Origin of the sequence: Aggregatibacter sp. HMT-949, assembly GCF_041734645.1 — a bacterium.
GTDB lineage: Bacteria > Pseudomonadota > Gammaproteobacteria > Enterobacterales > Pasteurellaceae > Rodentibacter.
This window is the reverse complement of record NZ_CP162010.1, coordinates 1,299,640-1,321,861: the sequence shown is the minus strand read 5'-3', so window position 1 is coordinate 1,321,861 and position 22,222 is coordinate 1,299,640. Positions and strand designations below refer to the sequence as shown.

The window sequence follows — 22,222 nt, the reverse complement described above, 5'->3', positions numbered from 1 at the left end:
AAAGATGAAAAAACTAGCAATTTTAACAACATTGACGTTTGCGGCATTTTCAGCGCAAGCTGCGGATTTATATCTTTATGCCGGAGCCGGATTAAAAGATCCGGTGGAAAAAATTATTCATCAATTTGAACAAGAAACCGGCAATAAAGTGACGGTAGAATATGGCGGGTCCGGCAAATTTTGGCACGTTATAACACGGTAAAAACCGGCGATCTTTTTTTATCGGGTTCTGAAGATTACGTCGAAAAATTACAAAAAACTAATGATGTGAAAGATGTTGGACATATTGTGTTACATATTCCGGTTTTAGCGGTACGTAAAGATAAAGCGCAAGGTATTGATTCCTTTAAAGCTTTAGCGGAAAGTTCACTTCGTTTAGGTATCGGTGATAGCAAAGCGATGGCGCTTGGCAAAGGCGCGGAGAAAATGTTTGAGCTTTCAGGCTATGGACAACAACTAAATGAAAAAGTCGTGGTGAAAGCTGCAACAGTGAAGCAATTAATGCTGTATTTGCTTAATGGTGATGTGGATGCCGCAGTGGTAGGACGCTCCGGCGCGTGGAAAGTACGAGACAAAGTCATATTATTGGAAAATCCTAAAGGCACACCGGAAGAAAAGGTAACAATTGGTTTGCTTTCTTCTTCAAAATCTCCTAAAGAAGCCCAGCAACTATTGGATTTCTTTAAATCTCCACAAGGCGTGAAGTATTTTACCGATGAAGGCTTTTTACCTATTAAATAAAAGTCTAAGTTTAAAGCTGGCACTGATTCCTTTGTTTATTTTGTTGTTGATCGTGGTAGGAACAGTGCTTTCTTTAATCATGAAATTGGATGCCTATTTTTTCCGAAAAGTGTTGTTCGATCCTGAATTGCATTTTGCTTTATGGATGTCTTTAGGTACGTCTATTCTTTCGCTATTTTTGGCATTGTGTATTGCCATTCCTTCCGCATGGGTTATGAGTCAAGTGCAGTTGCCTTTTCAAAAGATCTTTGACACTTTACTTGATTTGCCGATGGTATTGCCACCGCTTGTCACAGGATTGAGCCTACTATTATTGTTTAATTCGCAGGGCATATTAAGCCAGTTGATTCCTTCTATTGGAAAATGGGTTTTTAGTCCTGTCGGCATTATTGTTGCGCAAACTTATATCGCCGGTGCAATTCTACTACGTAGTGCGAAGGGAATATTTTCTGCCTTTGATGGTGGCTATCGGTTAGCCGCTTATAATTTAGGTTTATCACCTTTTCAAACGCTATTAAAAATTGAATTACCAATGTGTTGGAAACCGTTATTAGCCGGTACAATTTTGGCGTGGTCACGTGCTATCGGAGAGTTTGGCGCAACCTTAATGCTTGCCGGCGCCACACGATTTAAAACAGAAACTTTACCAATGGCGGTATATTTGAATATCGCTAGTGGTGATTTTGAAATTGCCATTGGTGCATCATTATGGTTGTTGTTTATTTCAGCCTGTTTGTTATTTGTGTTAAGAATAATGAATCGGAAACATGAAGATGTTGCAAATTGAACAGTTACAAGTAGGTATTTTAAAAAACATTTCTTTCTCGCTTGAAGAAGGCGAGTGTCTTGCCGTAATTGGGCACTCGGGAAGTGGAAAAACCACTTTACTCAATGCCATTGCCGGCTACACGGATTATGACGGTTCCATTTTATTAAACGAACAAAATTTGGCGTTATTACCACCTTGGAAACGAAATTGTCGTTATTTGAATCAGCGACTTTACTTATTTCCCCACAAAACGGTAGATGGTAATTTGAATTTGGCTAATTCCAAGGCAACGATGGAAGAAAAACGCCAATTATTGACCGCACTTCATATTGAACATTTAATTAAACGCTACCCTCATCAGCTTTCCGGCGGTGAGCAACAACGCGCAGCTTTGGCAAGAGCATTAATTCATTTGCCGGATTTGTTATTACTGGATGAACCTTTTTCGTCATTGGATTGGCAATCACGTGAAGCTATTTGGAAAGTATTGAAAAATTTTATTCAACGCTATCAAGTCACCACAATTTTAGTAACTCATGAACCGAGAGAAGCAGATTATTTTTCCGATAAACAAATTCGGCTACATCAAGGACAATTAATTTAAGGAGGCATTATGATCTATTTTTCCGACAAAGAATTAGATGATTTTTTACTGGAAGATATTTATCGCGGCGATTTAACTACGCATGCTCTTGGCATTGAAAGCGTGCCGGCAAAGATTCTGTTTAAACGCAAAAATGCCGGCATTGTGGCTGGAATTTCTGTAGCAGAGAAATTGCTAAAAAAGCTTAATCTTCAACCGCACTTATATGTAAAAGAAGGGGAGCAGGTTGAAACTGGTGCATTACTATTAAGTGCGGAGGGCCAGGCGGATAAACTTCATCAAGCTTGGAAAGTGGTGCAGCTAGTGCTGGAATGGTCGTGCGGTGTGGCTCAATATACATCGGATATGATTGTGAATGCAAAAGCCATTAACCCAAATGCGGTGGTGGCTTGTACGCGTAAAAGTATCCCTAATACACGCAAACTTGCCACCAATGCGGTGCTGGCTGCAGGGGGACATATTCATCGCCAAGGTCTTAGTGAAACTCTTTTAGTATTTACGAATCATCGTAATTTACTTTCTGATCCTAATGATTGGAAACATATCGTCGCAACATTACGCCGAGAAGCACCGGAAAATAAAATTACGCTGGAAGCGGATAATTTCCAACAATTTGAACAGATGATCGAAGCAGAGCCGGATATTATTCAGCTTGATAAGTGGTCGCCGGAACAGGTGAAACAAGCACTAGAATTAGTTGAGTTACAACAAAAAAGTATTTTGCTTTCCGTAGCAGGAGGCGTGAATAAAAACAATGTGGCGGATTATGCAAAATTGGGTATTCGTTTATTCATCACGTCCGCGCCTTACTATGCGCAACCGGAGGATATTAAAGTGCTAATCGAAAAAATCTAATATTATATTCTTGCTTTATATAACTTAATGTATAATGCAGGCTTCTTTTTTTAAGAAGGATATCAAAATGAAATTTAAATCACTCATTCTTGCCGGTTTACTCGGCACCCTTTCTTTTTCAGCTTTAGCTGATCGCGTAATTACCGACCAACTTGATCGCAAAGTTACCATTCCTGATCACATTAATCGCGCGGTGGTATTGCAGCACCAAACTCTAAATATCGCCGTACAATTAGATGCTACAAAACAAGTTGTAGGCGTGCTTTCTAACTGGAAAAAACAGCTAGGCAAAAATTATGTTCGTCTTGCGCCGGAATTAGAAAAAATGGCAATGCCGGGTGATTTAAATTCCGTAAATATTGAAAGCCTGTTGGCATTAAAACCGGATGTCGTGTTTGTGACTAACTACGCACCACCGGAAATGATTAAACAAATCACTGACGTGAATATTCCGGTAGTAGCAATTTCGTTGCGTACCGGCGAAGCGGGCGAAAAAGGCAAACTTAACCCAACCTTAAGCGATGAAGATAAAGCCTATAATGACGGCTTAAAACAGGGCATTGAACTGATCGCGGAAGTGTTTGAGAAAAAACAACAAGGTGATGAATTAGTGAAAGCTGCCTTTGCTAATCGTAAATTATTGGCAGATCGTCTAAGCGATATCCCTGCCGATAAACGCGTACGTACTTATATGGCAAATCCGGATTTAAATACTTATGGTTCAGGCAAATATACCGGTCTCATGTTAGAACACGCGGGCGCTTATAACGTCGCAGCAGCAACCATCAAAGGTTTCAAGCAGGTTTCTTTGGAAAATGTGTTGGAATGGAATCCTGCGGTAATTTTGGTGCAGGATCGTTATCCTGATGTGGTACCGCAAATTTTGAATGATCAGGGCTGGGCGAATATTCAGGCGGTAAAAGATAAAAAAGTTTTATTGATGCCGGAATACGCCAAAGCTTGGGGGTATCCAATGCCGGAAGCCTTAGCATTGGGTGAAGTGTGGTTGGCAAAAGCCCTTTATCCGCAACGTTTCCAAGACGTAGATTTAGATAAAATGGTGAACGATTATTATCAAAAATTCTACCGCACGTCTTACAAAGCCGACAATGCAGCTAAGTAACTATTCAAAAATCCTTATCGGTTTAACTTTATTGCTTGTGATTACCGCCTTGATTTCTTTGGGAATCGGGCGGTATTCCTTGTCTGTATCACAAATTGGACAAATTCTGTGGGCAAAAGCCACCGCACTTGAGATTGACCCGGTGCAACAGCAAGTGATTTTTCAAGTGCGTTTACCTCGAATTTTCACCGCACTTTGCGTGGGCGCCGGTTTGGCGTTGAGTGGAGTGGTATTACAAGGCATTTTTCGTAACCCATTGGTCGATCCGCATATTATCGGTGTGACCTCCGGTTCTGCTTTTGGTGGTACGTTGGCGATTTTTTTCGGGTTTAGTTTGTATGGCTTATTTGCTACCACGATTTTATTTGGCTTCGGCACACTTGCCTTAGTTTTTCTATTTAGTTTCAAATTTAATCAACGTAGCCTGTTGATGTTGATTCTCATCGGTATGATTTTAAGCGGGCTTTTTTCTGCGCTCGTTAGTTTATTGCAATACATTTCCGACACAGAAGAAAAATTGCCGAGCATTGTGTTTTGGTTAATGGGCAGCTTTGCTACCTCTAACTGGGAAAAATTCACTTTTTTCTTTGTCCCGTTTTTAGCGTGTAGCTCGATTTTGCTGGGCTTAAGCTGGCGCTTGAATTTACTGTCGTTAGACGACAAAGAAGCCAAAGCTTTAGGTGTGAAAGTGGCGCCATTACGTTGGTTAGTGATCTTTTTAAGCGGTTCGTTAGTGGCGTGTCAGGTGGCAATTAGTGGCAGTATTGGCTGGGTCGGACTCATTATTCCTCATCTTAGCCGTATGTTGGTCGGTGCCAATCATCAACGTTTATTGCCTTGCACTATGCTTGTCGGCGCGGTTTATATGTTGCTGGTGGACAATGTTGCGCGTTCGCTGTCCGATGCCGAAATTCCAATCAGTATTTTGACCGCACTTATCGGTGCGCCGTTGTTTGGCGTATTAGTGTATAAGCTAAAACGCGGAGGCATGAATGAATAACGCGCTTTTGGTGGAAAATCTGGGCTTTTATTACCAAGCAGAAAACTTTCTGTTTAAACAACTCAATTTTGCGCTGAAACAAGGCGATATTCTCGCGATTTTAGGGCAAAACGGTTGTGGCAAAAGTACCTTATTGGATTTGCTACTTGGTATTCATCGCCCGATTCAGGGCAAGATTGAGGTGCATCAATCCATCGGTTTTGTACCTCAATTTTTTTCTTCGCCTTTTGCTTATTCCGTGTTGGATATCGTGCTGATGGGGCGTTCTACCCACATTAATACGTTTGCCAAACCAAAATTGCATGATTACCAAATCGCTATGCAGGCGCTGGATTATTTGAACTTGAGTCATTTAGCAAATCGTGAATTTGCTTCACTTTCAGGCGGGCAGCGACAGCTGATTTTAATTGCCCGCGCCATTGCTTCCGAATGCAAATTAATGTTGTTGGATGAACCGACATCGGCACTGGATCTCGCCAATCAAGATGTGGTGTTGACTTTGTTAAAAGATCTTGTCAAAACGCGACAAATGACCATCGCTTTTACCACGCACCAACCTAATCATGCCGTCGCGGTAGCAAATAAAACCTTATTGATGATTAAACAGAATATTCAATTTGGTGAAACGAAAAAGGTGTTAACAACCAAAAATTTAACTGCACTTTTTCATTTGCCGATGTTAGAGCAGCCGGCACAATATCAACAATCCGCTTTTACACATTTTGTGCCTTTGTATAAAACCTTGCTTAATCAGGAGCCTTGATGGAATCCATCCGAATTTTTAGCGCCGGCAGTTTTCGGTATGCGTTGCAAGAATTGGCGGAAGTTTTTAAACAAACTTATTCGGTTAAAATTGAACTGATTTTGGGGCCGGCCGGATTATTGCGTCAACGTATCGAACAAGGCGAAACTTGCGATGTATTTATCAGCGCCAATCGTAACAACATAGAGATATTGGCGCGAAACAAAAGGCTTTATCAACAGGCTGTAACGGCCTTTAATCGGCTTGTTTTAACGACCTCCAATGCGGTGCTATTTCGTAACTCCGTTTTCAAGCTACTATTCGACCGTACTTTGCGGTTGGCTACTTCTACGCCGGTTTGCGATCCTTGCGGTGATTACACCTGGCAATTGTTTGACAAAATCGAAACGCTTTTTCCAACGCAAGGCGAATCTTTAAAACAACGGGCGTTACAGTTGGTGGGGGGCGATAAGCCAAGTGTTGTGCCGGCGGGGCAAATCGCATCTCATTATTTATTATCGAACGGTTATGCGGACATGATGATTGGCTACGCACATTATAAAACTCAATCAAAAACCGGCGAATTTTTAGTCTATGAATTTCCGCCTGAACTCGAGGTGAAAGCGGAATATGTCAGTGCCTTATTAAATCCAACAAAAAGTGCGATCGAATTTTTCCAACTTTTACATTCACAACGAGCTAAACAAGTCATTCAAAATCACGGCTTTTTACCGGAATAAATCTTGCATTTGGGCGTATTCACCGCTAGAATGCGGGCCTCTTGTCATCGCTGAGTTAGAGATCGGCGAATGATGTATCAACAACCCTACCTTTTAGGAGTAAAACATGTCTCTAAGTACTGAAAAAAAAGCAGCAATCGTTGCTGAATTTGGTCGTGATGCGAAAGATACCGGTTCATCTGAAGTTCAAATCGCATTATTAACCGCACAAATCAACCACTTACAAGCTCACTTTGCAGAGCACAAAAAAGACCACCATGGTCGCCGTGGTTTATTACGTATGGTTTCTCGTCGTCGTAAACTTTTAGACTACTTAAAACGCACTGATCTGGCTTTATACCAAAGCACCATCGCTCGTTTAGGTTTACGTCGTTAATTTTTATTACGATAAAAAATCAAGCCCTCGAAATTCGAGGGCTTTTTTGTGTCTGTTATTTGGAAAATAAAATCGTGCTCGACATTTGCAGGATGTTCTATTGCCGCCCAACACTAAAATGACCCCATAAAACAGCACCGCATCGGAGCCGGTTTCAATGCGGTGCTGTTTTGAGATCAGGACTTTTATTTTTTTATATAAGATTTTAAGGTCTGTTCCACTTCATAAATCCAATCGAGTTCGTGTTGGGTGAAGCCCGCTTGAATTCGTGCGTCCGTGTTAATCACGCCTTTAAAAATTACAATGCGATATTTGTGCAAAAGTTCGGTGAAACATTGCATCGCGTCGAGTCCGCATTTGGCCGAAAGGGCGTGATACCAATGATTACCGATGTACACATGGCCGATTTCGTCACGCAAAATGACATCCAAAATGCGCACCGCATTGAAATCTTTTCGTTGGGCGATTTTTTCTTGCAGTATGGGCGTGGCGTCCAGCCCGCGCGCTTCTAATACGCGCGGCACCAATGCCATACGTTCCCAAATATCATGGGCAGTGGCTTGCGCCATTTCCCAAAGCCCGGCGTGCGCTTCAAAGTCGCCGTATTGATAACCGAGGGTTTTTAAGTGTTCGTTCACCAAGGCAAAATGTGTGCTTTCTTCACGTGCCACGCGTAACCAATCTTTTACGAACATCATACCGTCTTCCAATTCGTTTTGCGCATTGCGTCCAAATCGCCAAGCGGCATCCAGACCTAAATTGATCGCGTTAAATTCGATATGGGCAATGGCGTGCAGCGTGGCGGCATAGCCTTCTGTCGTGGCAAAAGCGCGTTTCGGCACATCTTTCGGCGCGACTAAATGCGGTTTGGCGGGAAAGCCCGCAATATTTTCATGCGCCGCGACAATGGGGAAATCGTCGGGGCAGGTTAAATTGATGGTAGGCAAAACATCGTCGTAAAGCGTATTCACTAATGCGCATTTCTTTTGCGGATCGGTTTCCTGCAAGGCTTGCATGACTTTTTGCCAAAATTCGGTTTGCATATTTTTTCCTTAAAAGGCGATTATGATTGATAACGAATTAAACCTTCTTGTTGCGTAGTGGCAATCAGTTTGCCGTCTTGCGAGAAAATTTGCCCGCGCGCCAAACCGCGACCACCAAAGGCGTTATTGCTTTCGATGGCGTGTAAATGCCAGTGATTCAAATCGAACGGGCGGTGGAACCAAATGTTGTGATCGATGGTGGCCACTTTCATACCTTGCTGCAGGAAGCCTTTTTTGTGCGGGTGCAATGCAGTTAAGATACAGTGAAAATCGGAAAAATAGGCAAGTAAACATTGCTGAATTTTTTGTTCAAGAGGCGCCGTGCCGTGGGTTTTAAACCACGAATATTGTTGCGGCGGCAATGCGGTGCCGTTGAACGGGTTGTTTAGATATTTGGTGCGAATCTCGTAAGGACGTTCCGCCGCAAATTTTTCTTTTAATGGCGAAGGCAAACTTTGTGCGACTTTTTGCAGCATCGCATTTTCATCAATAAAACTTTCCGGCTGCCCGACATCAGGCATCACACTTTGATGCTCAAAGCCGTCCTCCGGCATTTGGAAGGATGCCGTTACATGGCAAATCGGATTTTTATGCTGAATTGCTTTCACGCGCAAGGCGGAGAAATTTCTGCCTTCGCGCAAAGTTTCTACATCGTAAATAATCGGATATTGGCTGTCGCCGGGCGCAAGAAAATAGGCATGACAAGAATGCAAAATGCGTTCCGTCGGCGCTACTTGCATGGCGGCGGATAAGGCTTGGGCGACGACTTGACCGCCGAAAACTTGGCGAAATCCTAAATCTTGGCTGGCGCCGCGGAAAATTAAATCGTCGATTTTTTCTAATTTTAACAATTCGATTAAATGGCTGAGTGTGTTTGACATGGCGTTCCTTAATTGGAGAAAAAATGCGGGTTATTTTAGCGGAATTTTAGTGATGCGCCAAAATGATGGCATGTTTTGGCATGCTGAGAGCATAACAAGCGCGGTATATTTTCAAAAACTTTCGGTGTGACCAAATGGAAAAACCATCTGAGCGATATATGCATTCGCATCCAAAAATAGCACCGCATTGAAGAGGCTTCCAATGCGGTGCTGTTTGGTGAGGTCATTTTAGCGTTGTGTCATCGCGACATAATTTCGAAAATTTTTTAAAAATGTACCGCACTTTTATTTGGGGTAGGATTTAGAACAAAGAATTTAGGAAATTAAAGATGTTTCACTCTCCGTTTAACTTCTTCCTGTTTTCCGGCATTGAACGGGCGGGCGTCCGGGCTGCCTAAATATCCGCACACACGGCGCGTAACGGACACTTTGGTGCTGTCGTGATTGCCGCATTTCGGGCAAACGAAGCCTTTGCTGGTGCATTCGAATTCGCCGGTGAAACCGCATTCGTAGCATTCGTCAATTGGCGTGTTGGTACCGTAGTAAGGGACGCGGTCGTAGCTGTAATCCCACACGTCTTCCAAGGCTTTTAAATTATGTTGAATGTTCGGATATTCGCCGTAGCAAATAAAACCGCCGCAAGCCAATGGTGGGTATGCCATTTCAAAATCCAGTTTGTCATAAGGATTGACTTTCTTTTCCACGTCTAAATGGTAGCTGTTGGTGTAATAACCTTTGTCGGTTACGCCTTCGATGATGCCAAATCGTTTGGTGTCGAGGCGGCAGAATCGGTCGCATAGGTTTTCACTTGGGGTGGAGTAAAGACTGAATGCGTAGCCGGTTTCTTTTTGCCAACGTTTTACTGCTTGGTTTAAATGGCGCACGATGGCGATGCCTTTTTCGCGCAGTTGTTCGTCGTCAAAAATGTGACCTCGGTGATAAAGCGCGTTAATCGTTTCGTGGATTCCGATGTAACCGAGGGAAATGGAAGCGCGGCCGTTTTTAAAAATCTGTGCGATCTTGTCGTCAGCCTTCAAGCGTACGCCACACGCGCCTTCCATATAAAGAATCGGCGCTACGCGCGCTTTCGTATTTTCTAGACGGGCAATACGAGTCATTAAGGCTTTTTTAGCAAGATTTAAACGTTCGTCTAAAATGCGGTAGAAATCAGCTTCGTTTTTAGATTCCAGAGCGATACGCGGAAGATTCAAACTTACTACACCTAAATTATTGCGTCCGTCATGAATTTCTTCACCGTTTTCTTCATAAGCCCCTAAGAAACTGCGACAGCCCATCGGTGCTTTGAAAGAACCGGTGACTTTCAGCACTTGGTCGTAATTGAGAATATCCGGATACATACGTTTAGATGCACATTCCAAAGCGAGTTGTTTGATGTCGTAATTCGGCTCGCCTTCTGCTTGGTTTAAGCCTTTTTTAATCGTGAACACGAGTTTTGGGAACACCGGTGTTTTGTGATTTTTACCCAAGCCGCGAATGCGATTTTTCAAAATGGCTTGTTGAATTAAGCGCGCTTGCCAACTCGTGCCTAGGCCGAAACCGAAGGTTACAAAAGGCGTTTGACCGTTGGATGTATGCAATGTATTGACTTCATATTCTAAAGATTGAAAGGCATCAAAACATTCTTTTTCAATGAGCGCTTTGGCGTAGCCCTCGGCATCGGGCACTTTCCAATCTTGTGCATTTTTTAAATGTTTTTCGTAGCTGATTTGCACGTAAGGTTCGAGCACTTCATCAATGCGGTTAATGGTGGTACCGCCGTAAATATGGCTTGCCACTTGTGCGATAATTTGCGCCGTAACCGCCGTTGCTGTGCCAATTGATTTCGGCGGTTCGATTTCCGCATTACCCATTTTGAAACCGCGAGAAAGCATGCCTTTTAGATCTACCAACATACAGTTAAACATTGGGAAAAACGGCGCGTAATCTAAATCGTGATAGTGAATTTCCCCTTTTTCGTGGGCTTCCACTACATCGCGCGGCAGAATGTAATGTTTGGCATAATGTTTCGCCACGATGCCGGCGAGCAAATCGCGCTGAGTTGGAATGACTTTGGCGTCTTTATTGGCATTTTCATTAAGTAATTCCACATTGCTTTGTTCAATCAAGCCCTCGATTTCTTTGGTGAGTTGGCTGCGTTTTTCGCGGGCCAAATCGCGGTCATGACGATATTCGATATAAGCGCGCGCTATCTGCGGATAGCAACTCGCCATGAGTTTATCTTCGACGATTTTTTGGATCTGATTGATATCGATTTCGCCTTGATAATGAGTAAAAATTTCGTTGCCGACATCTTGCCCGATTTGATGGCAATAAAATTCATCGGAAATATTGACCGCATTTGCGGCTTTTTTGACGGCGTTAATGATGCGTTGAATTTCAAAATCTGCACGTGAACCGTCACGCTTGATAATAGAAAATGTACTCATTGTATGCTCCCGATATATTGTGTTTTTGAAATATGGCAAACACTATATATAGATCAAAATGAATAATCAACACACAATATGTAGTGTTTTTGTGATGATTTTAAGATGAAAATAAGGCTGGATGATTGATATTATTGATGGGAGTAAAATTTATTGATGAGAATTAATCTCAAATAAAATATTATTTTTGTGATCTTGATCAAGGTTTTTATGAAAATAAAGAAAGTTGAAAATTTAGTGTCATGGCGCGAATGCATGGAACAATTGCTGAGTTGACACATAAATCGGCCTCATAAAATAGCACCGCATTGGAATGGGCTCCAATGCGGTGCTATTTTGTGAGGGTAATTTCGCTTTTTATAACGCTTTAATTTTGAAAAAATTGACCGGCTTTGTTCGGTATTATGCTGCAACCATTACCATCGCCGGACGAATTACGCGACCGTTCAAAATGTAGCCTTTTTGCAAAACGGCGGTAATATGATTGGATTCGACGCCTTCCGCCGGTTGCATGGAAATCGCTTGGTGCAAATCAGGATTAAAGATTTCGCCTACCGCACCGACTGGTTCCACTCCAAAATGGGCTACGGTGGAAAGCAATTCTTTTAAAGTCAGCTGCACGCCGTCAAATAATGCTTTTACACTTTCGTCTTCAGTATTCGCCGGGGTCGCAAGGGCGCGTTCTAAATTGTCGATGGTATTTAAAATATCTTTCGAGAATTTTTCTAAAGCGAATTTGTGGGCTTTTTCTATGTCTTGTTCAGTACGACGACGAATATTGTCGATTTCCGCACGCGTGCGAAGTAGCAAATCTTGCTCTTTTTTAGCGGTTTCTTCCACTTGCGCTTTAAGTTGTTCTTCTAATTCTTGAACCCGCGCAATAGCTTCTTCTAACGGATCCGCCGATTGTGGCTCATTTTCTTGCTGAATTTCTTCAACAGCTTTTTCATTTACGTTCGTTTTTTGCTCTTGTTCAGACATTTTGTTCTCCATTAATTTAAAAATTGGCGGCAATTTAGCAAAACTAAACTGCTCTGTAATATAATGGCGAAAATTTTGAATTCAAGGCGGCGGAATCCCGCTTATTTTACAAAGATGAACGAGTTATATCATTCCTTTAAAACCATTGGACTGGCGGGAAAACCGCGTAACGATGTGAATTTGCAAATGCATAAGAATGTGTATCACTGGCTGACCGAGCGCGGTTATCAAGTGCTGGTGGAAAAAGAGGGCACGGAAACGCTTGAACTCCCAAGCACCGCATTGGCAACGCTAGATGACATCGGGCAACGGGCGCAACTTGTGATTGTGATCGGGGGCGACGGAAATATGCTTGGGCGCGCTCGCATTCTGGCCAAATACAATATTCCGCTCGTCGGCATTAATCGAGGTAATCTTGGTTTTTTGACGGATATTGATCCGAAAAATGCTTATGCGCAGCTTGAAGCTTGTCTTGAGCGCGGAGAGTTTTTCGTGGAAGAACGTTTTCTGTTGGAAGCGAAAATCGAGCGAAACAATGAAATTATTGCACAAGGCATTGCCATCAACGAAGCGGTAATTCATCCGGCAAAAATCGCACATATGATTGATTTCCATGTGTATATTAACGATAAACTCGCATTTTCGCAGCGTTCCGATGGGCTAATTGTGGCTACGCCAACGGGGTCTACCGCCTATTCTCTTTCTGCCGGTGGGCCGATTTTAACGCCGAATTTGAACGCCATCGCTTTGGTGCCGATGTTTCCTCATACACTTTCTTCTCGTCCTTTGGTTGTGGATGGCGACAGTAAAATTTCTATCCGTTTTGCCGAACACAATACCTCTCAACTAGAAGTGGGCTGCGATAGCCAAATTGCTTTAAGTTTCTCGCCCGACGATGTTGTGCATATCGAAAAAAGCATGGATAAGTTGCGCTTACTTCATCTCAAAACCTACAATTATTACAATGTGTTAAGTGCCAAATTAGGCTGGTTAAAAAATTTCTGATAAATCATAAAAAATACTTTACTGTATATGAAATCAGTATTAATATAAAAATATACAGTAATAAAGGATTTTTTATGCTTACTCAACTTACCATTAATAATTTTGCCATTGTCCGCCAATTGGAAATTGAACTTGCTAAAGGAATGTCGGTGATCACAGGTGAAACCGGCGCGGGGAAATCTATTGCGATTGATGCGTTGGGATTATGTTTAGGACAACGTGTTGAAAGCTCAATGGTAAGGGATGGGCAGGAGCGCGCGGAAATTTGTGCGAGTTTTTATATTGAGCCGCATAATCCCGCTTACCAGTGGTTGCAAGAGCAAGAATTGCAAGATCCCGATAATCCTTCTGACTGTATTTTACGCCGCCTGATTAACGCGGATGGCCGTTCGAAAGCTTTTATTAATAGTACGCCTGTTTCTGCCGCGCAACTTAAAGAAATTGGGCAATACCTTATCCACATTAACGGGCAGCACGCCTCTCAGTTATTACTCAAAAACGACTATCAACTTCAACTCGTCGATAGCTTCGCGCAGCATTCAGACTTGTTAAATCAAATGCGTGAAGATTATCGCGCATGGAGAAATCTTCAAACCCAAGTCAAAACTTTCCGACAAAAAGTGACTGAGAATGAAGCAAAGAAACAGCTTTTACAGTATCAAGTGGAAGAGTTAGACGAATTTAATTTACGTCCGAATGAATATCTTGAATTGGAAGAAGATCAGCGTCGTTTATCCAATAGCGAGCAGTTAACCCAGCTTTCGCAATCGGCATTGCAGATTCTAAGCGAAAATGAAACGGTTAATGTCGACACGATGCTATATCGTGCAACGCAATATATTAATGAGCTTGTAGAGCTTGATCCACATTATGCAGGAGCGCAAGCCCTTCTTAATGACGCATTAATTCAAGTGCAAGAAGCAACAAATGAGATACAGAATTTATCTTCCGGTATCGAACAAGATCCGATGTTATTACAAGAAATCGAACAACGCATGGGACAGGCTTTACAGCTTGCCAAAAAGCATAATGTTAAACCGCAAGATTTGGTTGAATGCCATCACAAATTAAAAGCGGAATTGGCGACGCTTGTCGATTTTTCCGAAAGTGAAGAGACCTTGATCGCTCAAGAAAAAGTGGCTTTTACTCAAATGTTAGCGACGGCAACCGCATTAAGCGCAAGTCGTAAGAAGGCGGCGGATAAACTGGCGCAGCAGGTCACTAAATACATTAAGCAACTTGCTATGGAAAATGCGGAATTTTATATAGAAGTCGATGCCGATAATGACAATGTATCCGCAAATGGCGTGGATGCGGTGCTGTTTACTTTACGCAGTAACTTGGGACAACCCGCTCAGCCGTTAGCAAAAGTGGCGTCCGGCGGTGAACTTTCTCGTATTTCATTGGCTATTCAAGTGTTAACTTCGGATCAATCCGCTATTCCAACATTAATTTTCGATGAAGTAGATGTAGGGATTAGTGGCTCTACGGCGAGCGTTGTGGGTAAATTGCTACGCCAATTAGGTGATAAACGTCAAGTGCTGTGCGTAACGCATTTACCGCAAGTTGCATGCTGCGGACATAATCAATTCAACGTTGAAAAATTTATCATTGATAAAAAAACTGAGACAAAAATGACTGCTCTTTCACAAGAGGAACGCGTTCCTGCATTGGCACGTTTACTTGGCGGTAGTCAAATTACGGAGTTGGCATTAGCCAATGCAAGAGAAATGTTGGAGTCGGTTATTTAATAATTTCTCGGATAATTAAATCATCCGAGAAGTGACAGTTATTTATATTGTTCGCTAGACGGGTTGCTTGTTAGCATTATTGGCGGGGAAGAACTTACGAATCTTGTTTATTTTCTTCTTCTAAGCGAGGTTCGTTTATTTCTTGGCTCTTTTGTTTCTGGCTTTTTTGTTCTTCATCATTTGCCAGAATTTCAGCCGCTTCATCATTTAAGGCTTCGGCATTTAGATGCGGTTTAATAAAAGGTTGCGGTGTCCAATAACGACGAACGATATCCATTGAGAATCCATGTAACACTTCTTCGTTTAAGCGTTCTTGATCAAGACGACGAACTTCGGTAATCACTTCATCAGCTTCCATTTTGTTGACGCCTAGGCGCATTAAAGTGGCGTGGCCAAGGGTTAGTGCGGATTCAAAGGTTTCGCGAACGATATAGTCTACATCTTGTTTGATTAAATTAACGGTAGTTTGGCGATCATAAGTACGAGTTAAAATCGGCAAATCCGGATAAGCATGCTTAAGTTGCGTTACAATGCTTTCAATGCGGTCGGTATCGTTAATTCCGATTACTATGCATTTAGCTTTATTAATACCGGCGGCGTGTAACACGTCTAAGCGCACACCGTCACCATAATATACTTTAAAACCGAACTTCGCGGCGGCACGGATATTTTCAATATTACGATCAATAACTGATACGTTAATACCTCGGACAAGTAGGGTTTGGCATACGATTTGGCTGAAACGTCCGAAACCTAATACCAAAACGGAATCTTCTAAATTCGTTATCGAATCAAGATCCGAGATATCTTCCGTCGTAGGGTTTTTAACGGCTCGACGTTGGAGAATTTTGCGCACAGCTAAAGTAATTAACGGTGAGAAAAGCATTGAAATGATCACCGCGGCGGTAAGGGCTGCGCTTTGCTCTTTATTTAACACGCCGGCAGCTAATGCGGCGGAGAATAAGACGAAAGCAAATTCACCACCATGCGCCATCATGGCCATGCGACCGATAGATTCGGGACGACTTAATCTTGTTAAGCGTGCGACCAGATAAATGGAAATGGCTTTGCCAATCACATAAATACATACGATACCAAGCAACCAAAACGCATGATGGAACACAAGACTTAAATCTAGCGACATGCCAACGCCCATAAAGAATAAACCGAGCAACAAACCTCGGAAAGGCTCAATATCGGCTTCTAATTGATGGCGGAAAGCTGACTCCGACAGCATCACGCCGGCGACGAAAGCGCCCATTGCCATGGAAAGTCCACCGGCTTCCATTGCTAATGCAGCGCCCAGTACTACAAGCAAAGCCGCGGCGGTCATCATTTCGCGAATATGTACTTTGGAAATTAAACGGAAAATTGGGTTCATCAACCATTTACCGGCAACAATTAAACCAATCACAGCAGAAAGCGCAATGCCGATAGACGTCCAGTTTGTATTGTGTTCAATGTGTTTGGTTTCCGGCATTAAAAAAGCAATAGAGGCTAATAACGGCACGATGGAGAGATCTTCAAAAATCAACGTGGAAATGACCCGTTGGCCTTTCGGAGTATTGCTAATGCCTCGTTCTTCCAACACTTGCATAACGATAGCGGTGGACGAAAGTGTGAAACCCATTCCCGCAATAAATGCCACTTCCTTCGATAAATCTAAAACATAGATACCGGCAAGGGTGAGTAGCGTGCCGCACAGACCGACTTGCAGCAAGCCTCGACCGAAAATTGCTTTGCGCATTGCCCATAAGCGTTCGGGGTGCATTTCAAGTCCGATGATAAATAAGAACATCACCACACCTAATTCTGCCATGTGAACCACAGAAGAGGGATCTTCAATCACACCGAATACGAAAGGCCCGATTAAACAGCCGGCAACCAAATAACCTAATACGCTACCAAGCCCTAGACGTTTGAAAAGCGGCACGATGGTCACGCTGGTGGCAAGCAATACGACGGTTTTGATTAATTCGGGGCTGATAACATTCGACATTGGAAACCTATAAAAGATAAGTGAATTTGTCTTTTTCAACGAAATTTAGTGATTGTGCAAGGCTGAAGTTATGATTACGAAATTATTTCGGCGTTTATTAGGGTGTCGCCACGGCACCGCATTGGAAACGGTTTCAATGCGGTGCTGTAAACTGATGCTAAATTCCGCTTGATTCATGGTTAGATATGTTCGTCAATTGTTTTGTGCGCTTGTACCGTAACGCTGTTATTCTAGCTTTTTTCTATTAAATAAAAAACACAGAAAAGGCATAAATTGCTATAATTTAACGCACTTTAATTCTCAAAATCGTCATTTTTATGGCTGTACTTTAAGGCTTTTTATGTCATTGCAACTGAATATGATCGCCTTGTTATTGGTGGTTCTGATCATGCTCGGGCTACTCAGCCACAATAGCGCCATCACCATTTCTGCTGCTGTGTTACTGATCATGCAGCAGACGTTTCTCGCTCAATATATTCCCTATTTGGAAAAATACGGCTTGAGTATTGGTATCGTGATTTTAACGATTGGCGTTTTGAGCCCCTTGGTTTCCGGCAAAATTCAGCTGCCGGGCTTGTCGGCCTTTGTCAGTTGGAAAATGTTCGTTGCCATTGCAGTGGGTGTATTGGTCGCCTGGCTTGCGGGCAAAGGCGTTCCGCTAATGGGTGAACAACCGGTATTGGTGACAGGCTTGGTAATCGGCACCATTATCGGTGTCTCTTTTCTGGGCGGCATCCCGGTGGGACCGCTTATCGCTGCAGGTATTTTGGCATTACTCATAGGAAAATTTTAAATGAAAAACAAATGGTTATTGATTGCCGCCTTGAGCGGTTTTTTCTGTGTGGCACTCGGTGCGTTTGCCGCCCATGGGTTAAGTCATGTTTTAGACGAGAAAGCCCTCACCTGGATCGATACCGGCTTAAAATATCAAATCTTCCATACGCTTGCTGTTCTGGTTATTGCCTTATCCCCCTGGCATGAGGCTAAATTTGCACGATTAGCGATGCTTGCATGGTCATTGGGTATTTTATTATTCAGCGGCAGCTTATACACCCTTGCTTTCGGCGCCGGTAAATTTTTAGTCTGGATTACGCCGGTTGGCGGTACACTCTTTTTAGTCGGTTGGCTTTGCTTGGCTTACGGGAGTTTTAAAAGTAAATCAGTATGAAGAACAAAACTGTAAAACACGAATTGACCCCGCTACAACAATCCCTTTTTTCTCAATTAAATAACATCATGCTGGTGGATCAACGCCGTTTATCTGCCCGCATTCATGGCATCAGCAAGATTAAAAGCCAAGAAGCTCAGCAAGCCGTTGCCGCTGAAATCGAACAACAAATTGAACAAGCAAGATTACGTGTAGAAAGCCGTAAAAGTGCGGTAAAAAATCCCATTGTTTTTCCCGAAGGTTTGCCTGTCAGCCAACGCAAGGCTGAAATTGAAAAGTTGCTTGCTGAACATCAAGTGATCGTGGTGGCGGGGGAAACCGGTTCGGGGAAAACCACTCAGTTGCCGAAAATGTGTTTGGAACTTGGTTTAGGTAATCTCGGTACAATCGGACACACTCAACCGCGCCGCATTGCGGCCCGTTCGGTAGCGGCTCGAATCGCCGAAGAATTGCAAACAGAGCTTGGCGATTTAGTGGGGTATAAAGTCCGTTTTAACGATCAAATCAGTGACAATACCCAAATCAAGTTGATGACTGACGGGATTTTGCTGGCTGAAATTCAAACGGATCGTTTCCTCAATCAATATTCTTGCCTGATTATCGATGAGGCCCACGAACGCAGCTTGAACAACGATTTTATTCTCGGTTATCTGAAACAGCTGTTGCCATGCCGTCGTGATTTAAAACTCATCATCACTTCCGCGACCATTGACGTGGAACGTTTTTCCAAACATTTCAATAACGCGCCGATTATCGAAGTCTCGGGCAGAACTTATCCCGTGGAAGTGCGTTATCGTCCTGTTGCGGAAGAAGACGATCAAGATCAGCTACAAGGTATTCTCAATGCGGTGGACGAACTGCAAGCGGAAGGGCGCGGCGATATTTTGATTTTTATGAACGGTGAACGGGAAATTCGCGACACCGCCGAAGCCTTGCAAAAACAAAATCTAAAACACACGGAAATCCTACCGCTCTTTGCCCGCTTGTCTGCGCAAGAGCAAAATAAAATTTTCCATCCGAGTGGCTTAAACCGCATTGTGTTAGCCACCAATGTCGCGGAAACCTCGCTCACCGTGCCGGGCATTAAATATGTAATTGACCCCGGCACCGCGCGCATTTCTCGTTATAGTTACCGCACCAAAGTGCAACGCTTGCCGATTGAGCCAATTTCCCAAGCCTCCGCCAATCAGCGGAAAGGGCGTTGTGGACGAGTGAGTGAAGGCATTTGTATTCGCCTTTATTCGGAGGAGGATTTTAACAATCGCCCGGAATTTACCGATCCGGAAATTTTGCGTACCAATTTGGCTTCCGTCATTTTGCAAATGACGGCATTGGGTTTGGATGACATTGAAGCGTTTCCTTTTGTGGATGCGCCGGATAAACGGCATATCCAAGATGGCGTGAAGTTATTGGAAGAGCTGGGGGCGTTTGAAACCGTTCAAACCAAATCGGGTGAAAAACGTCGATTAACGACAATCGGTCGCCAACTTGCCCAACTCCCGGTCGATCCTCGCCTTGCCAAAATGCTTCTAAGTGCGGTCAATTTGGGTTGCGTTTATGAAGTGATGATCATCATCTCCGCGTTATCCATTCAAGATCCGCGTGAGCGCCCAACCGAAAAACAACAGGCTTCCGACGAAAAACATCGTCGCTTTGCCGATAAAAAATCGGATTTCTTAGCATTCTTGAACCTTTGGAATTACGTGCAAGAACAGCAAAAGGCATTGACGAAAAACCAATTCCGCCGCCAATGCCAAAAAGATTTTTTAAATTATTTGCGCATTCGTGAATGGCAGGATATTTATCAACAAATTCGTCTTGCCGTGCGTGAAATGGGCTTGTCGATTAATTCCGAAAAAGCCGAATATCAGCAAATTCACACCGCACTTTTAAGCGGTTTGCTGTCGCATATCGGATTAAAAGAAGCAGAAAAACAACAATATCTCGGCGCGCGCAATGCCCATTTTGCGATTTTCCCCAATTCCGTGCTTTTCAAAAAACAACCGAAATGGGTGATGGCGGCGGAGCTTGTCGAAACCTCCAAACTTTGGGGGCGTATGGTGGCGGAAATTGAGCCGGAATGGATTGAGCCGCTTGCCGAACACTTAACGAAAAAATCTTATTCTGAACCGCGCTGGTCGAAATCTCGCGGAGCGGTGATTGCTGATGAAAAGGTGAGCCTGTATGGCGTGCCGATTGTGGCAGCCCGACCGGTGAATTACGGCGCTATTGACCCAAGAGTGAGCCGTGAGATCTTTATTCAATCTGCCTTAGTGGAGGGGGATTGGAACACCAAGCATAAATTCTTCAAGCAAAATCAGCAGCTGATTCGTGAAGTTGAAGAATTGGAACACAAAAGCCGTCGCCGCGATATTTTGGTGGACGAGCGCACTTTATTTGAGTTTTACGATCAGCGTATCGGCATGGATGTGGTGTCGCAAAAGCATTTTGATACCTGGTGGAAAAAGGCGGAAAAACAAAATCCCGATCTGCTCAATTTTGAGCGTTCTTTCCTAATTAACGACGATGCGGAACAGGTTAGCAAGCTGGATTTCCCAAATTTCTGGCACCAAGGCAATCTGAAACTCAAACTGACCTATCAATTTGAACCTGGTACCGATGCGGATGGCGTGACCGTGCATATTCCGTTGCCGTTGCTCAACCAAGTGGAAATGACGGGTTTTGATTGGCAAATTCCGGGCTTACGGGAAGAACTGGTGATTGCACTGATTAAGTCTCTGCCGAAGTCTTATCGCCGTAATTTCGTGCCGGCACCGAATTATGCCCAAGCCTTTTTAGGGCGCGCCGTGCCGTTGGAAAAGCCTTTGTTGGATACGTTGATTTATGAATTGCGCCGCATGACAGGCGTGACGGTGGACGCGGAACATTGGAACTGGGAACAAATCCCAAGTCATTTGAAAATGACCTTTCGCGTAGTGGATGAACACGGCAAGAAAATTGCTGAATCCATGAGTTTGGACGAGCTGAAATTTGAGCTGAAAGATCGCGTGCAAGAAAGCATTTCCGCCGTGGCGGATGATGGCATTGAGCAAAGCGGACTGCACATTTGGAGTTTCGCCGAGCTACCGCAGTGTTATGAACAAAAACAGCGCGGTTTCAGTGTGAAAGCCTTTCCTGCTATTGTGGATGAAAAAGATTCCGTAGGCATCAAACTGTTTGAAACGGAATTTGAACAAGCGGTGGCAATGCAACAAGGTTTGCGTCGTTTGTTGTTGCTCAATGTGCCGTCACCGATTAAATATCTGCACGAAAAATTGCCGAATAAAGCTAAATTGGGGCTGTATTTCACGCCATTTGGCCGTGTGTTGGATTTGATTGACGACTGCATCGCCTGTGCCGTGGATAAACTGATTGCGGATTTCGGCGGCTTTGTGTGGAACGAAGAAGGCTTTGATAGGCTACGCGATTTCGTACGGGAAAATCTTAACGAAGTTACTGTGGATATTGCGCAAAAAGTAGAGCAGATTCTCACGCTCACACACCAACTCAACCAACGCCTCAAAGGTAAAATGGATTTCACCATGGCATTTGCGCTTTCCGATATAAAAAGCCAAATTGCCGGTTTGATTTATCAAGGCTTCGTGCAAAAAAGCGGCTACGCCCGTCTGCCGGATTTACTCCGCTATCTGCAAGCCATCGATAAACGCATGGATAAACTCGCTCAGGATGTGAATCGCGATCGCGCCGCCATGTTACGCGTGGAACAAGTGCAACAAGCCTACCAACAACTTCTTGCCAAGCTCCCGAAATCTAAACCGATTTCTGATGAGGTGGCGGAGATTCGTTATATGATTGAAGAATTGCGTGTGAGTTTATTTGCACAGCAGTTAGGGACGAAGTATCAGGTGTCGGAGAAAAGGATTTTGAATTTGATTGCTGAATATTAAAAATTAATTATAGGTTTATATATGACTAATAACATAGAGTATCAATTTGTACCTTTAATTTAAGAGGCACGCGTCTAGAGATGCGCGCC

The 22,222-nt window shown here is 43.4% G+C and carries 18 protein-coding genes and 1 pseudogene; 14 read left to right on the top strand and 5 right to left on the bottom strand.

The genetic code is table 11. From position 1 onward, the window contains the following. Positions 1–4: 4 nt before the first annotated feature. From modA to rpsO, 9 genes and pseudogenes are all read left to right on the top strand, one after another. Positions 5–741 (top strand): annotated as a pseudogene (modA, locus tag AB3F25_RS06120) (molybdate ABC transporter substrate-binding protein). After that, positions 716–1,528: an ABC transporter permease gene (locus tag AB3F25_RS06115; RefSeq protein ID WP_373602985.1), complete on the top strand. Its 813-nt coding sequence runs from the start codon at positions 716–718 to the stop codon at positions 1,526–1,528. The pseudogene modA and the gene AB3F25_RS06115 overlap by 26 nt, the downstream one beginning before the upstream one ends. Beyond that, entirely contained in the window at positions 1,515–2,114 is a 600-nt protein-coding gene (locus AB3F25_RS06110) for an ATP-binding cassette domain-containing protein (RefSeq protein ID WP_373602984.1), read from the top strand. The genes AB3F25_RS06115 and AB3F25_RS06110 overlap by 14 nt, the downstream gene beginning before the upstream one ends. A gap of 9 nt (positions 2,115–2,123) precedes the next feature. Continuing rightward, positions 2,124–2,969 carry a ModD protein gene (modD, locus tag AB3F25_RS06105; protein WP_373602983.1) on the top strand — a complete coding sequence of 282 codons (846 nt, stop codon included), beginning with the start codon at positions 2,124–2,126 and terminating at the stop codon, positions 2,967–2,969. A 67-nt stretch (positions 2,970–3,036) separates the two neighbouring features. After that, the gene (locus AB3F25_RS06100) at positions 3,037–4,092 is read left to right on the top strand and encodes an ABC transporter substrate-binding protein (protein ID WP_373602982.1); all 1,056 of its coding nucleotides are present in this window, start codon (positions 3,037–3,039) and stop codon (positions 4,090–4,092) included. Beyond that, positions 4,079–5,092, top strand: coding sequence for a molybdate ABC transporter permease MolB (gene molB / locus AB3F25_RS06095; RefSeq protein ID WP_373602981.1), 1,014 nt, complete (start codon positions 4,079–4,081; stop codon positions 5,090–5,092). The genes AB3F25_RS06100 and molB overlap by 14 nt, the downstream gene beginning before the upstream one ends. Beyond that, positions 5,085–5,855, top strand: a complete 771-nt coding sequence (locus AB3F25_RS06090) for an ABC transporter ATP-binding protein (protein ID WP_373602980.1) — start codon at positions 5,085–5,087, stop codon at positions 5,853–5,855. Before molB ends, AB3F25_RS06090 begins: the two co-directional genes overlap by 8 nt. Beyond that, entirely contained in the window at positions 5,855–6,574 is a 720-nt protein-coding gene (locus tag AB3F25_RS06085; RefSeq protein WP_373602979.1) for a substrate-binding domain-containing protein, read from the top strand. Before AB3F25_RS06090 ends, AB3F25_RS06085 begins: the two co-directional genes overlap by 1 nt. A 106-nt stretch (positions 6,575–6,680) precedes the next feature. Next, positions 6,681–6,950: a 30S ribosomal protein S15 gene (gene rpsO / locus AB3F25_RS06080; RefSeq protein WP_005628925.1), complete on the top strand. Its 270-nt coding sequence runs from the start codon at positions 6,681–6,683 to the stop codon at positions 6,948–6,950. 185 nt (positions 6,951–7,135) lie between these two features. Here rpsO and AB3F25_RS06075 read toward each other — a convergent pair whose 3' ends face one another. The 4 genes from AB3F25_RS06075 to grpE form a co-directional block, all read right to left on the bottom strand. Then, positions 7,136–7,993 (bottom strand): ferritin-like domain-containing protein, encoded by an 858-nt coding sequence (locus tag AB3F25_RS06075; RefSeq protein ID WP_373602978.1) that lies wholly within the window; start codon positions 7,991–7,993, stop codon positions 7,136–7,138. Between the two features lie 20 nt (positions 7,994–8,013). Next, positions 8,014–8,874 carry an acyl-CoA thioesterase II gene (gene tesB / locus AB3F25_RS06070; protein ID WP_373602977.1) on the bottom strand — a complete coding sequence of 287 codons (861 nt, stop codon included), beginning with the start codon at positions 8,872–8,874 and terminating at the stop codon, positions 8,014–8,016. Between the two features lie 323 nt (positions 8,875–9,197). Next, on the bottom strand, positions 9,198–11,321 hold the full coding sequence (gene nrdD, locus AB3F25_RS06065; protein WP_373602976.1) for an anaerobic ribonucleoside-triphosphate reductase: 2,124 nt from the start codon (positions 11,319–11,321) through the stop codon (positions 9,198–9,200). A 402-nt stretch (positions 11,322–11,723) separates the two neighbouring features. Beyond that, a complete protein-coding gene (grpE, locus tag AB3F25_RS06060; protein WP_373602975.1) occupies positions 11,724–12,302 on the bottom strand; it encodes a nucleotide exchange factor GrpE in 579 nt (192 codons plus the stop codon). Positions 12,303–12,416: 114 nt separating this feature from the next. Between grpE and AB3F25_RS06055 the strand changes: the two genes are divergently transcribed. Continuing rightward, positions 12,417–13,307, top strand: a complete 891-nt coding sequence (locus AB3F25_RS06055; RefSeq protein ID WP_373602974.1) for an NAD(+) kinase — start codon at positions 12,417–12,419, stop codon at positions 13,305–13,307. 74 nt (positions 13,308–13,381) lie between these two features. Then, the gene (recN, locus tag AB3F25_RS06050) at positions 13,382–15,058 is read left to right on the top strand and encodes a DNA repair protein RecN (protein WP_373602973.1); all 1,677 of its coding nucleotides are present in this window, start codon (positions 13,382–13,384) and stop codon (positions 15,056–15,058) included. Positions 15,059–15,152: 94 nt separating this feature from the next. Here the strand turns inward: recN and AB3F25_RS06045 are convergent, their stop codons facing one another. Further along, complete coding sequence (locus tag AB3F25_RS06045) at positions 15,153–17,057, bottom strand: monovalent cation:proton antiporter-2 (CPA2) family protein (RefSeq protein ID WP_373602972.1); 1,905 nt, start codon at positions 17,055–17,057, stop codon at positions 15,153–15,155. A 340-nt stretch (positions 17,058–17,397) separates the two neighbouring features. Between AB3F25_RS06045 and AB3F25_RS06040 the strand changes: the two genes are divergently transcribed. From AB3F25_RS06040 to hrpA, 3 genes are read left to right on the top strand one after another with little or no spacing between them, the layout of a single operon-like run. Continuing rightward, positions 17,398–17,850, top strand: coding sequence for a DUF441 domain-containing protein (locus tag AB3F25_RS06040; RefSeq protein ID WP_373602971.1), 453 nt, complete (start codon positions 17,398–17,400; stop codon positions 17,848–17,850). Beyond that, positions 17,851–18,225, top strand: a complete 375-nt coding sequence (locus AB3F25_RS06035) for a DUF423 domain-containing protein (protein WP_373602970.1) — start codon at positions 17,851–17,853, stop codon at positions 18,223–18,225. After that, positions 18,222–22,133 carry an ATP-dependent RNA helicase HrpA gene (gene hrpA, locus AB3F25_RS06030; protein WP_373602969.1) on the top strand — a complete coding sequence of 1,304 codons (3,912 nt, stop codon included), beginning with the start codon at positions 18,222–18,224 and terminating at the stop codon, positions 22,131–22,133. Before AB3F25_RS06035 ends, hrpA begins: the two co-directional genes overlap by 4 nt. Positions 22,134–22,222 lie beyond the last annotated feature (89 nt).